This window comes from Rhodocytophaga aerolata (assembly GCF_030503435.1).
Lineage (GTDB): Bacteria > Bacteroidota > Bacteroidia > Cytophagales > 172606-1 > Rhodocytophaga > Rhodocytophaga aerolata.
On the sequence record NZ_JAUKPO010000006.1, the window covers coordinates 359,225 to 372,872 of the forward strand.

The window sequence follows — 13,648 nt, forward strand, 5'->3', positions numbered from 1 at the left end:
TATGCAAACAAAAAAATTAAATTTTTAACTATTGCCAGTTGTCCGATTGAGTAGTATTTCTAAGTTATAATTGCTTATGTCTTTGGAAAAGATAAATTTTGCAGGTATAATTTAATGATCATTAAGTACTTGCCTACCCTAAATATAATTTCCAACAAATGCTGTATAACGTGTTACAAAAGAGGTATGGTACGAGAAAAAGGCTGAATATTAGGCACTTCTAACTTCAAAGGAGATGTAAGGTTTTGCTTTAAACCATAGAAAAAAGTAGAACAAGAAAATTTCTAGTAAGCGTGTGTTATAAATCTGTACCAGAAAGAAAGTCTAGATAGAAATTTATTCTGTATCTCTGGACAAGGAGTTTACTTGAGAAATATTATTGAGTTTATATTGTATTGTATAAATATTTGTTGTTTTAAAATCTTTTATACGCTTAAAGTTATCATTAAAAAAACGCAGGAATATTTCTTTATCATTCAACACATCGTAAGGCAGTGTGTTTATATCAGTTCTCATAGTACCTGGTATTACTACCCAGAACGTATCAGCGTTATGTTGCTTTAATTTTTGTTGAATATCAGCTTTAGTAAATTCTTTATCCAGAATAGTATAATATGGCCAGTCTAGCTTATATATGCGGTAATAGTAATCGAAAGCAGATGCCGTATGATATAAAAAGATGTAATCTGTTGGCTGCTTACTGTTACCTAAGTAGGTAATTACTTCTTTCATCTCTCTTCGTTTCCAACCCCCAAATTTTTGATGATGTATTACGTCAGTAACTGCTGTAGTGCACATTGGAAACAGCAAAATTACAATAGCTATGTAGATCCATTTTTTTTTATATCTATGTTGAATAATATAGCTTTCTGTGGTACTGACACCGGCAGCCAAAAGTAGGATAAAGTTAGGTGCTAAAAACAATAGAAAACGCTCAGTGAATGGATATTTTTCTAAAGACGAGGCCATTAATGTTAGTAGAATGGGTAGACAGGTAATAAGAAGTTGCTCCCGGTTTGTTTTAAACCATCCATACAATCCTATTAACATAAAAATCAACCCAATAAAAGAAAATGCCAATCGTGGATGCAGTAACCCAGTTAGAAAACTCCAATTCAAACCTAATGGAAAATCAAACACCGCTGTAAGCGAATTGACAAACCATTTAATATCGGACACTGAACGTATTCCAATAGGCATATAAGCCGTTTTCCAAGTGTCAACTAAATACGCATCGGTTAAGCTATTAGGTTGTATAATAGCAAGGTAATTTACAAAGAAGCTAATAGCCCATGATCCATAAATTATGGCAGAAATAAATACTCCCGGCCAATTTTTTTTTATAAGATGATGAATAGTAGAGGTTATACCAATACTTGCCAGAATAAATATACTAGAATAAGAAAACCATACTATTGTAGCACCTGCTAAACTATATACTACTAGATCTTTCAAAGAGGAACTCCGATCATATCTATTGTATAACAAATAGCAGATTATAGTACATAAAGTTTCAACCGAGTACTGTTTTAGCTCAGATGAATAATAAATTAAAGGAAAGGCAAAAGCAAATATAGATAAGCCAGCTACTATGCCACTAGCCGTAATAACCTTGTATTTCTTTAACAGATAAAAGAAAGTAATGAATGCAGAAATACCAGCAACGAAAGAAAAAAGCCTAAGTACATATTCACTTGTTCCCAGGAAATTCATTAATAGCTTAACAACAAACAAAAATAGTATAGGTGCATGTTGACTAGCATCTAAAGGTTGAGTAAGTTCAAGGAAACTTCTGGTGAGCAAATTATTTGCTAAATACGCTTCGTCAGTGTATAATGAACGATTTTGTAAGTAATGAAAAGTGCGGAGGAATAGACCTAAACTAATAATAACCCACAGCCAAAATTTGGGGAATTTATTATGCATTATTCTAATGATATAGTTAATTATCTCTACTGGAGAAACTACTAGAAATTGAAATAAAAAAATGAATAGCCTACTTAGACCAAGCGGGCATAACTAGTTAAATTCTACGAGTATTACTTTTACTCCTTGACTGTTGAAGTCTTTGGTGATTTTACCTCCTGCTTTTATCAATAAATTGACTATATATTCAGATTTATTTGTCCGTATTTCATGCCCATCTTCATTAATATCTAATGAAATACTGGTTACCGTTTTCATAACAACCCATGTTTTAGTATAAATAAACTTATCTGTTAATCGGTTGTTTTTTACCAATACATTACCATAAATATCAACTAGATTTTTATTTTTATCAACATTAAATATAGTAGTAGTAAATTCTATATCCGGATACATTTCTCTGTAACAACTCAAGATAGGCCCTTCATTGTAAAATAAATTTCCATTGGTTGTTTGATAATTTAAGTTATCTAATATAAAGTCTCCTTTTTGAATATTTTCCTTTAAATACATTAATGCTTCCCTCGTATCAATTCTATTGTATATATATTTTGGGAATATGGCCAAATAACTAGCATTGAAAACAAGAGGTAATAGAAAAATAGCTATACATAAAGTTGCAAAGCTAGTTGAGTAAGTTTCAATGTACTTGCAAATTGTTTCTAATCCTTTAATAACTATAAGAATTAATGAAGGCAAAAGAAACAAGATTAGCCTTTCATAAAAAGGATAAATAGTAAGTCCCGAAGCAACGATGGTTAAAACTAAGGGAAGTACAAGCGCTATGAAATATTTCTTTTCATATTTAAACCAATATATTAAGCCTGCTGCAAAAAAGAACAGTCCTATAATGGAAATCCTTAGGTAGTTTGGAATAACAATATATTGAAAGTTTATAGCTAAAGGATAATCAAATATATTTTTCAGTTGCTCAGCAAACCACCTAAGATCAGCTATGGTATTCGGAGGAAAGGGCATAAAGGCACCTTGATTTTGCCAGAATCCTTTTAGCCATGATGATTGTACTCCATTTGAAGCAAATAGGATAAAAACAATAAAGAAACTAATTAACCATATAGCAAAAGTTAAAAAGAGGGGCATTAATTGTGTAAGTTCTTTTTTTACTTGTATTTTCTCCCAAATAGTTGCAAGGCCAACACCTGCAAGAATAAATACGGCTGAATAAGAGAACCATATTAAACTACTACCTGCTAGACCCCATTTTATCATAGAAGCCAAATCTGTTTTATCTTTATAATAAAAGTACAGATAGTATATTAAAACAGATGAAAAAAGCTCTGTACTATACTGTTTTACATCAACAGCATGATAAATTGCAGGGTTAGAAAGGGCAAAGCAAAAAAGGGCAATTAAACTGCCTTTAGGCGTTAAAAAGTAGGTGCTCACTTTATAAAATAGATATAAAGCCAGTGTCCCACAAATCAATGGAAATAACCTAAGAGCATATTCATTTTTTCCAAAAGCTGAAAGAAATAATTTTTCGATAAACAAGAAACCTATAGGTGCCTGTTGCCCATATTCTAATGGCTGTTGAGTTAAACCTATAAAGCTTCTATGAAAGAAATTGTAAGTGAGAAAGGCTTCTTCCAGCCATAAAGATCTATTATCTAAATAATGATAAACGCGGAGAAAGAAGCCTATTCCAATAATACAGTAAGCTATATATGCATAAAATCTATATTTACCTTTTGCATACTTTCTTTCAATAATGCTTCCCAATGTATTAAGTAACATGTTTATTTACACAAGCCATTCAATAGTAGCTATAATGCACTATATGCTGATTAATTAGTAAGTGATAACGATTTAGCCTTATATATAGACATAATCTTAATGTTATCTACTATGATTGAATGAATTTCTTCAAACTTATTCTCATCAGGATACCACTTGTAGCCCCCAGTAAATCTGTGTTCGGTTAAAAAATAATCTGACGTGTCTTTACTGTTTGAGAAATTTAATCTTTTCTGCATCTCTTCAGGCAATATTCTAATGTTAGTTCTACCAGATGCTAGCATATTAGCTGTTACCGTTATAGTCTCCCGTTTGTCATTCTCAATAATGTATTCCAATCCTTGCCTATAAGATAGCCCCCAATAATCACGTTCAAAATTTTCGCCAGGATTATTACCAGCTAAGAAGTTGAAATATACATTTTGATGAGGATGATATTTTACCATAAAATAAGTAGTATGAATGAGACTAAAAGCAACAATTGCTCCTAATACATAAGTATATAAAGTATCAATCCGCAGAATTTTATGCCTTGCCGCACTTTCTTTAACATATACTACACCTCTTATAGCTATATATATAAATGAACCATAAAGGAAAAACATTTGGCGCCAAGCATCATATAAAACTGAATCCATAACAATAACAGCTAGTAGAGGGCCAAAAAACAATGATGTTATAACTAAGTCCTGACGCTGGGGTTCGTTTTTATATAAATAAAGCTTTACCTGCCACAAATGTATAAATATGGGAATAAGGCCAGTTATAAAGAATATCAAATAAACAACAGGAGTAGTAATAGCAATCCACACTGGTATATAATGCCATGGTACATTGGCTGCCCAAATAAATTCTCCAGCATATAATACATGGTTATGCCATCTGAATTTACTCATATTATGAAATGCTTGTAAAAAATTTTGCAGTGGATTTTCCCACAGGTATGGCCAAAAGATTATAGTGAAAGTAATTAAAGTAATTAGTAATAATAAAGCGCTCGATAGGCTTTGATTTATTTTTTTTACATCTGGGTATAGCTTGATTATGTCAATTAATATAAATGTGAAAGCTATAGCAGGTATAACAATACCTGTTATGCGAATATTGATAGTTACAGCCATTGAAATTCCTAGCCAGAAAGCATTCCAAAAGCTTTTATTAGATAAATATCTCAGTAAATAATAAGACGTTATAATGAATGCAGAGAGCAGGACTATATCTTTGTCATTATAAAAAGAATCTGCAAATATACGAGGGCTCAATATAAACAGCAGACATCCTAGCATACCTAAATGCCAGCTGTTAAATCGGAACTGTATTAAAAGAAATAAATGAACGACACCTAGATAAAAAAACAAGAATGTACAAAAATGGCGTAAATAATATAACTCTGGTGAGTAATTATTCTTTATTCCAAATACGTTTTCTAGAATTACTAAGGGTACCTCAAATACTACTCCATAGTCTTTGTCTTTCCATTCATGGAGATTAGGAATGCCTTGTAGAGAAGCATTATTAATTATTAATTCGGGATTAACTTTAGTAATTAAATACTTAAGCGTAACAATTCCATTATAGCGGCTTATCGATTCGTCCCATGATATGCCATAATCATTATATATAATACACCCCGTTATAAAATATAATCCAAAAAACGTAAATATGATTGCCTTTCGGTATTTATTTTGCCACGTTATAAAAGTTGAGGGAAACAGGCTAGTTTTATTCAAATCTTGCATTAGAGTCTTTAATTAACAAATTCCCGGACAATAAAAAGTGGTCTGTTTTGCACTTCTTTATATATTCTGTGTACATATTCGCCTATAATTCCTAAAAATACTAATTGGACTGAGCCCAAAAAATAAATGCTGAGTACAGTAGATGACCATCCATACAGGGCACTACCAAAAAATTTATCTAGAAGTACATAAACACCTGCAGAAAAGAAGATAATAATACCTATTACACCCGTAAATAAACAGAATTTAATAGGTAAATCAGAAAAAGAGAAAATAGCATCAAATGCTAATTTAACCAATTTATTGAAACTCATTTTTGCCTCACCACTATCTCTCTCCAGCCGATCATATTCTACAAATCCCTGGTTATAACCAACAAAAAATCTCAATCCTGGCAAATATCTGTTTTTCTCTCCAATAGAGAGTAAAGCTTGTAAAGCCCTATTATTCATCATGGAAAAATTACCCACATTATCGGCTTTATCTATGTTAGAAAAATTCTTAAACAACCAATGAAAAATCTTAATGAGTGTTTTTTTTGCGATTCCTTCTTTGCGAGTTATTCTTTTTCCATAAACAATATCGTAATCTTCATTCAAAAGCTTTTCATACATTGATTTTATTACCTCCGGGGGATCTTGTAAGTCACCATCCATCATAGCTACATACTCGCCTTTTGCGTAAGTTAAACCTGCAGTATAAGCGGCTTGATGCCCAAAATTTCTGGAAAGAACTAGCACCTTAAATCTTTTATCCTTTTTATAGCAAGACAAAAGTTTAGACAATGTGTTATCTGAACTACCATCATCAACACATATAATTTCGAAGTCTTCTGTTATTGTTGAGAGTGAAGCTATTGTACGTTCAAATAGTAAATCTACCAAAGATTCTTCATTATAAACGGGGATTACTAAGGATATCATTTTAAGCCTATCTATTTGAATATAAGTATCTATCTTCCCAACAAACCATATTTGCTAATACACCAGATTGCCCGGAACCCATCTTTCCAATTTATTTTTTTTCCTTCTGCATAGGTTCGGCCATAATAAGAGATGCCTACTTCATAAATCCGGATGCCCGGTATCCGCGCTACTTTAGCTGTTACTTCCGGCTCAAAACCAAAACGATTTTCCTCTAACTTTATCTGCTGAATCATATCTGTGCGGAAAAGCTTATAGCACGTCTCCATATCTGTCAGATTTAGATTGGTAAACATATTCGAAAGAAATGTCAGAAATTTGTTTCCAATTGTATGCCAAAAGAAGAGAATCCGGTGGGGGTTGCCGCCCATAAACCTGGACCCATATACTACATCGGCAAAACCTTCTAGTACTGGTTGAAGAAGCAGGTTATACTCTCTGGGATCGTATTCCAGATCGGCATCTTGAATGATCAAATACTGTCCGGATGCTTTGCTTATTCCTGTATGTAAAGCAGCGCCTTTGCCTTTGTTCACCTCATGCTTGTAATAAGATAGGGCTAACTCAGGATTGTTCTGCTGATACCTTAGGATAGCCTCTTCGGTGTTATCCTTAGAACAATCATTTACAATGATGACTTCTTTCTGTATGTTGTTTACCAGGCAAACCTGCTTTATTTTATCCAAAATTAAGTGTACAGTTCTACCTTCATTATAGGCAGGAATGATGATTGAAAGTTTTAAGAGGGGAGTATGAACCACCAATGAGAATATTTAGTAAAATAAATTGAAAGCAAAAATTGCATTTTATGGCCAAATAAAAAAATATAACAGAGGATTCAGCAACCTAAAGTTTATATTTTACCAAGTGCTGGCCAAATTTAACCAACAAAGAGTACATATAAATTATTTCGATCATTACATATAAAATATCTCCTATGTTAGCGTTTATATTTAAGTACGCTAACCAGCTAATAGCAATACATGAAATACTTTCTGATAATATTATTCTCTTGTTTTTTATTGACTGCCGGAATGGCTCAATCCAACGTAAGAAAAAAAGATAGTAAAAATACTCCTTCTAGTCGCTCGGCGTCTTCAGTAGACATAGGGTCGGAAAATTCGATTTTTATGGATACTAAGAAAAGTGCTGTAAAAAGAAAGTCTGATGTAAAAACAATGGATGACCTGAAGCAGGAAGCAAAAGAGCGGATGATGGCAAATGCTAAAAAGCATGAAAAGATGGCCAAAGAAATGGAGAAACCTCAATACTCTGATCCTTCTTATTTCGGGCATAAAAATCCACCAAAAAAGCGAAAACCAGGCAAGAAGAAGTTTTGTAAAGAATGCAGAATACGTCACTAATAAAGTGAAGTGAAAAAAGCTCTTTCAACTAGTCTGCCGCCTGAAAAGCCTGATAATCTTTTTGATCCTTGAATTCATAAATACTAAGCACCACAATCTGCTGGGTCTCCATCTGATGGGAGATTTGCTCCCGAATAAATTGTTGTGATGGAAATTGATTGCCTGTCAGACAAATGTTTCCATAGCCGATTGGGTGTGCATAGCTCACAAAGAAATACCTCATAGCCATAATACTTAATTTATTTTTTAGTCTACACTCAATTCACTTTATAGATAGGTTACTTATAAAAAAACCACTCTTTTGAGAAGAGTGGTTTTTTGTAGCTACGAAAGAAATATTATTTATTTCTTCTTATTCTCATCCATTTGCTCCTTCAAAGCAGATAGGGCAGCCAAGTCACCTAATGTTTCTCTTTCAGGTTCTTTACTTGCCTTTTCCGAAGACTTAGCTCCACCTTTGTTGGTAGATGCTTTTTTCTTTTCTTCTGCTTCAGGATCATTGTATACTTTTGTGTGAGATAATACAATGCGCTTTTCATCTTTAGAGAATTCCGTTACTTTGAAGTCTAGGGTTTCACCTACTTCCGCTACGGAACCATCTTCTTTAGCTAGATTCTTCAACGCGCAGAAGCCTTCAATTCCATAGGGTAACTCAAGGATAGCTCCTTTGTCGTTTTTATTAAGAACTGTGCAACGATGTACTGAACCAACGGTGAAAATAGATTCGAAGGTATCCCAAGGATTTTCTTCCAGTTGCTTATGTCCTAGTGCTAACCTTCTGTTCTCTACATCCAATTCCAATACAACTACATCTAGTTCTTCGCTAACTTTAATGAATTCTGATGGGTGCTTGATTTTTCTAGTCCATGATAGGTCAGAAACGTGTACCAAACCATCTATACCTTCTTCTAGTTCAAGGAATAAACCAAAGTTAGTTAGATTCCGCACAATACCTCTGTGCTTGGTACCAATAGCATATTTGGTTAATACATCTTGCTTAGTCCAAGGATCTTCTGTCAGCTGCTTGATACCTAAAGACATTTTTCTTTCATCCCGGTCTAAGGTAAGAACTACTGCTTCCAGTTCGTCGCTTACTTTTAGGAAATCTTGTGGATTTCTCAAGTGCTGAGACCATGACATTTCAGATACGTGAATTAAACCTTCTACTCCAGGCAGAATTTCTAAGAATGCACCATAGTCGGCTACATTAACAATCTTGCCTTTTACTTTAGAGCCAATCTGAATTTCTTGTGATAATGAATCCCATGGGTGAGGAGTTAACTGCTTCATACCCAAAGAAATTCTTTTCTTATCGTCATCAAAATCTAAAACAACCACATTCACTTTCTGATCCAGCTTCAATACTTCTTCAGGGTGGTTGATTCTACCCCAAGAGATATCTGTAATGTGCAATAAGCCATCTACACCACCTAAATCGATAAATACACCGAAGTTGGTCATGTTCTTGATTACACCTTCCAGTACTTGTCCTTTCTCCAGGTTGTTCAGAATTTCTGACTTCTGTTGCTCCAGATCTTTTTCGATGAGTACTTTGTGAGAAACTACTACGTTATCATTTGTGTAGTTGATTTTCACAACTTTAACCTCCATCTTCTTACCTACAAATACATCAAAGTCGCGGATAGGCTTCACATCAATCTGAGATCCCGGCAAGAATGCTTCTACACCAAAGATATCTACAATTAATCCACCTTTGGTTCTGCGCTTCACCATTCCTTCAATCACCAGGTCTTGATCCAGGGCTTTCTGAATATTATCCCAGGCAGTTAATATTTTAGCTTTCTTTCTGGAAAGAATCAATTGTCCACCGGCATCTTCCTGGTTTTCGATAAATACCTGTACCTGATCTCCTACTTTCAAATTTGGCAAATCCCGGAATTCTGATAATGGGACTAAGCCATCAGACTTAAAACCAATGTTCAGAATTACATCTCTTTCGGAAATGCCTACTACTGTTCCGTTTACTACTTCTTTTTCAGTGATCTCTGTTAATGTATTGTCATACATTTTTTCCATTTCAGCTCTCTCAGCTTTGGAATAACCACTACCGAAACCTTTGGCATTTACTTTGTCCCAGTCAAAATCTTGTTGAGTATTACTCATAATAGTTGTGCTTGTGGCTCTTTTGTACATCAGCAGTAGAGCTATTCTGCTGAAATTTGGTTAGGAAATAAATGAAATCACGTTCTATTTTAGAACGGACGGCAAAGATAAACAAAAGAATTGCTACTTGCTACGTAGAAAAATAAAAATTTTGCTTAAAAAGTTCAGCAACAAGTTAATAGAAGACTGATTAAAAGTTGTTGATCAGCTATAGAACAAAATAGCTCAGCATTGATTTGCTGAGCTACATAAAATAGTAAGAGACATAACTGCTTAAGAAGCAACCGGAATTCTAAACTTTCTGCGCTTCATTTGAATTTTTCTGATCTCATCTAAATCTCCTTTCGGAATAGCATTTACTAAGGCTTGGGTATAAGCGGTTTTAGGATTTGTATAAATATCCTCTGCATAGCCTATTTCCTCAATTTTGCCTTTGTTCATAACAATAATCCGGTCTGCCATAAATTTTACTACAGAAAGGTCATGAGAAATGAAAATATAGGTAAAATTAAATTTCTCTTTTAGATCATTAAGCAGATTGAGTACCTGTGCTTGCACCGATACATCCAGGGCTGATACTGATTCGTCACAGATGATAAATTTAGGGTTTAAAGCTAACGTACGGGCTATACAAATCCGCTGCCTCTGACCACCGGAAAACTCATGTGGGTAGCGGCTAAAATGATCGGCACGTAAGCTTACTGTTTCTAATAGTTCGATTACCCGCTCTTTACGGGCTTTGTCATTAGACAAGACCTTATGTATCCGCATAGGTTCCATAATGGCCTCACCAATAGTAATTCTGGGATTTAGCGAAGAGTATGGGTCCTGGAAAATGATTTGGAGTTCTTTTCTTAATTGCCGGATGCTTTCGCCGGTATAGTCAGAAATTTTTCGGTTTTCAAAGTACACATCGCCACTGGTAGGTTCTATTAACCGTAAAATACTCCGGCCTAAAGTGGTTTTTCCACAGCCAGATTCTCCCACCAAGCCTACTGTCTCGCCCAGAAATACATCAAAGCTCACATCATCTACTGCATGGACATAGTCTTTTACTTTGCCAAAAAAGTTTTTGCTTATAGGAAAGCTTACTTTTAAATTTTTTACCTGTAATACCGGAGGCTGCAATAGAAGTTTTTCCTGCCGTTCCTTTATTTCATCTTCATCAATAAAGTTAAGAAGTATAGCCTCACCGACAGAAGAATACGTTGGCGATTGAGCCTTCTCCGTCATATTCCCTAGGGCATCTGTATGCATAAAGTCAGACACTACCGGCAAAACCCGCATTTTCATATCTAACCTGGGCCGGCAAGCCAACAAACCTTTTGTATATGGATGCTTAGGATCTGAAAATATATCCCATACTGTGCCTTGCTCCACAATTTTACCCCGGTACATAACAATTACCCGGTCAGCAATTTCGGCAATTACACCTAGATCATGTGTAATAAAGACTATAGAAGTACCATGCTGATCACGAAGGTCCCGCAGTAGTTCCAGTATAGTTGCCTGTACTGTTACATCCAGTGCAGTGGTAGGCTCATCGGCAATGAGTACAGAGGGATTACATGACAAAGCCATGGCAATCATGACGCGTTGCTTTTGCCCACCGGAAATCTGGTGTGGGTAACTGTTGAAAATAGCTTCCGGCCGCGGCAATCTCACCTGGTTGAATAAGTCTATGGTAATTTGCTTGGCTTGTTGTTTGTTTACTTTCTGGTGTAACAAAATAGTTTCCATTACCTGGTCGCCGCAGGTAAATACCGGATTCAGGGAACTCATAGGTTCCTGGAAAACCATAGAAATTTCATTTCCACGGATTTTCCGCATTTCTTTGTCTGAAAGTTTGGTTAAATCGATTGCACCATGTGTAGGGGAATGAAAAATAATTTCTCCACCCACTATTTTTCCGGGAGGGTTTTTTATCAGGCGCATCAAAGATAAGGAGGTAACTGACTTGCCAGAACCTGATTCACCTACAATTCCTACCGTTTCTCCTTTGCGCAAGTTAAAGCTAACATCATCCACGGCCTTTACCTGGCCACTCTCCGTATGGAAATATGTTTTTAGATTATTAACTTCCAGAATATACCCTTTATCAGATGATTTCACTGACATTTTGCTTCTTATAGTAATGTTGCAGAAAGTAAATTATATATAAATAGGTGAAAAACAAAATCACCCGGATAGGCTATCTATCCGGGTATGTATGGTTTCAGCAATAAAGAAAAAGCAGGAAATAAACAATATCTCAAGCAGGCAAAAAGTATTATTCATGTAGTACACCTTCCAGATTGATCTGCTGAATTTTAATCAGGTTGCTTTCGGCAAGGCTACCTGGCACAAATACAAATTTCTTGTCGTAAACTTGGTTTTCTATAAAGTAACTGATCCAGTATTCATTGCTTAAATGAAATATAGCTGGGTCTATCCGTTCGATAACACTATAGCTGTTAGGCTCCACTTCCTCTATCAGGTGGCGTAACGTGGAAGTTTCTTGTTTCGCTTCGCCATTGAATCCATATCCTTTAGATGTGACAAATACATTCGTTAATGATTGATTGTTTCTGTTTAAGATATACGCATGCCATTCATATTCATTGGCTTGTATTTCACGCCGGGCAATGGCTATTTTTACTCCTTCTACTGGTAAAAATGAAATATCTTTTTTCATGTGTAGTATAAATTTGGTTAGCTATATATCCAACTTTTGACAGGAACTGTTTTAGTATCTAATGTCTTTATTTTCAAACTAGTAAACCTGTGTATGGCTTTAATAAATCCAAGAAAAGTAACAAGTGTCCATCGGCCATTTAGTTTTCAGGGTATGTACGTATATATCATAAAACATAGGTGAGTGCTTCGTTACGTATAATCTGCATTTGGAATAAGTTTGCTAGGTGCACCACTAACCTTTCTTCTACTTCAGCTATATTTTGTATGGCCCCCAGTTCCTTAGCCATAGAGGTAACTGCTTTGTCTTCAATACCACAGGGTACTATGTAATTGAAATACGAAAGATCTGTGTTCACATTAAAAGCAAATCCGTGCATAGTAACCCACCGGCTGGTCTTTACGCCTAATGCACAAATTTTTCTGGGATTGAGTTGTTTTTCATAGTCCAGCCAGACGCCTGTTAACCCAGGAATACGCCCTGCTTCAAGGCCAAAGTCTGCCAGTGTTAAGATAATAGCTTCTTCCAGCAGGCGTAAATACAAATGAATATCTGTGAAAAAGTTATCCAGATCCAGAATCGGGTATCCAACAATTTGGCCTGGACCATGATAGGTAATGTCGCCACCACGGTTGATATGATAGAAAGTAGCCTGTAGCTGGGCAAGTTGTGTAGCATCTGCCAGCAAATGGGCTGCTTTTCCACTTTTGCCTAATGTATACACATGCGGATGCTGGCAGAAAAGCAGGTAATTAGGTGTCTTTTTTTGATTGGTGCTATCTGCTTTCCGGTTCTCTATTTTTAATTGCACTAGCTGACTGAAAAGTTGCTCCTGATAATGCCAGGCTTGCTGGTAATCAATCAGAGACAGATGCCGGAAATACACTTCTTTGTTTAGTATATTATTCACCATTATTAGTGTATAGGAACTTGGTTGAACTCATGATAATCTATACAAAGGTACATGCATCTACATACAATCGGAAACTGTTCTAGAATGCCCCAAAGTATACTACTATATTTAAGTAGATTTCCATTAAATCAGTTCATAGAGCTGATTGATAAAACCTGCTAGGATTGATAAATTAACGTGAACTATGGATTAGCCGGTGCAACATTAGGCAGCCATAGGGTAGTGCTGTG

11 protein-coding genes are annotated in these 13,648 nt (G+C 35.2%); 1 reads left to right on the plus strand and 10 read right to left on the minus strand.

From position 1 onward, the window contains the following. Positions 1-336 precede the first annotated feature (336 nt). The 5 genes from Q0590_RS13770 to Q0590_RS13790 form a co-directional block, all read right to left on the minus strand. The gene (locus Q0590_RS13770) at positions 337-1,926 is read right to left on the minus strand and encodes a glycosyltransferase family protein (protein ID WP_302038130.1); all 1,590 of its coding nucleotides are present in this window, start codon (positions 1,924-1,926) and stop codon (positions 337-339) included. A 93-nt stretch (positions 1,927-2,019) separates the two neighbouring features. After that, on the minus strand, positions 2,020-3,681 hold the full coding sequence (locus Q0590_RS13775) for a glycosyltransferase family protein (RefSeq protein ID WP_302038131.1): 1,662 nt from the start codon (positions 3,679-3,681) through the stop codon (positions 2,020-2,022). 50 nt (positions 3,682-3,731) lie between these two features. Continuing rightward, on the minus strand, positions 3,732-5,420 hold the full coding sequence (locus Q0590_RS13780; RefSeq protein ID WP_302038132.1) for a glycosyltransferase family 39 protein: 1,689 nt from the start codon (positions 5,418-5,420) through the stop codon (positions 3,732-3,734). Positions 5,421-5,428: 8 nt separating this feature from the next. After that, the gene (locus Q0590_RS13785) at positions 5,429-6,343 is read right to left on the minus strand and encodes a glycosyltransferase family 2 protein (RefSeq protein ID WP_302038133.1); all 915 of its coding nucleotides are present in this window, start codon (positions 6,341-6,343) and stop codon (positions 5,429-5,431) included. Positions 6,344-6,372: 29 nt separating this feature from the next. Continuing rightward, complete coding sequence (locus tag Q0590_RS13790; RefSeq protein WP_378410463.1) at positions 6,373-7,029, minus strand: glycosyltransferase family 2 protein; 657 nt, start codon at positions 7,027-7,029, stop codon at positions 6,373-6,375. 297 nt (positions 7,030-7,326) lie between these two features. Here Q0590_RS13790 and Q0590_RS13795 point away from each other — a divergent pair, with 297 nt between their 5' ends. Continuing rightward, positions 7,327-7,707 (plus strand): hypothetical protein, encoded by a 381-nt coding sequence (locus Q0590_RS13795; RefSeq protein WP_302038135.1) that lies wholly within the window; start codon positions 7,327-7,329, stop codon positions 7,705-7,707. 28 nt (positions 7,708-7,735) lie between these two features. On the opposite strand, the gene Q0590_RS13800 is transcribed toward Q0590_RS13795, so the two are convergent. From Q0590_RS13800 to lipB, 5 genes are all read right to left on the minus strand, one after another. Next, entirely contained in the window at positions 7,736-7,930 is a 195-nt protein-coding gene (locus Q0590_RS13800) for a hypothetical protein (RefSeq protein WP_302038136.1), read from the minus strand. A 119-nt stretch (positions 7,931-8,049) separates the two neighbouring features. Next, positions 8,050-9,831: a 30S ribosomal protein S1 gene (rpsA, locus tag Q0590_RS13805; protein WP_302038137.1), complete on the minus strand. Its 1,782-nt coding sequence runs from the start codon at positions 9,829-9,831 to the stop codon at positions 8,050-8,052. Positions 9,832-10,104: 273 nt separating this feature from the next. Continuing rightward, positions 10,105-11,949 carry an ABC transporter ATP-binding protein gene (locus Q0590_RS13810; protein WP_302038138.1) on the minus strand — a complete coding sequence of 615 codons (1,845 nt, stop codon included), beginning with the start codon at positions 11,947-11,949 and terminating at the stop codon, positions 10,105-10,107. A 151-nt stretch (positions 11,950-12,100) separates the two neighbouring features. Beyond that, a complete protein-coding gene (locus Q0590_RS13815; RefSeq protein WP_302038139.1) occupies positions 12,101-12,505 on the minus strand; it encodes a hypothetical protein in 405 nt (134 codons plus the stop codon). Positions 12,506-12,671: 166 nt separating this feature from the next. After that, complete coding sequence (gene lipB, locus Q0590_RS13820) at positions 12,672-13,415, minus strand: lipoyl(octanoyl) transferase LipB (protein WP_302038145.1); 744 nt, start codon at positions 13,413-13,415, stop codon at positions 12,672-12,674. Positions 13,416-13,648: the final 233 nt, after the last annotated feature.